1 protein-coding gene is annotated in these 304 nt (G+C 69.4%); it reads left to right on the top strand.

Annotation, left to right across the window (positions count from 1 at the left end):
- Window positions 1–124: 124 nt before the first annotated feature.
- Window positions 125–304, top strand: a 180-nt coding sequence (locus ACFFNX_RS51285) for a hypothetical protein (RefSeq protein ID WP_378213793.1), incomplete at its 3' end; no start/stop codon positions are given.

Genomic DNA, 304 nt, shown 5'->3' on the forward strand with positions numbered 1-304 from the left:
TCTTGCTTGACCTGGGTTTACGTCCTCATCAACCACGGGTACTCACAGTAACGAAATCGCAACACCATGTGATGAGTCCTGGGCGGGTCCGCCCGAGTCATCGTGTGCGATTCGAGGAGGGCCGATGAGGGTCGTGACGGCGAAACGACGCCGGCGGATGATTCCCCCCATCCGTTTCCTGGCGGCACCCCGCGCCATCCGCCCTTTCCTGTCCTCCCGGCGCCGGCGCCGTACGCCCCCACGGCACCGGGCCGCCACGGCCGGGTCGGCGGTCCCCGATGCCGCCGGCCCGGCGCCCCCCGAC

This window comes from Actinoallomurus acaciae (assembly GCF_042429965.1).
GTDB classification, from domain to species: domain Bacteria; phylum Actinomycetota; class Actinomycetes; order Streptosporangiales; family Streptosporangiaceae; genus Actinoallomurus; species Actinoallomurus acaciae.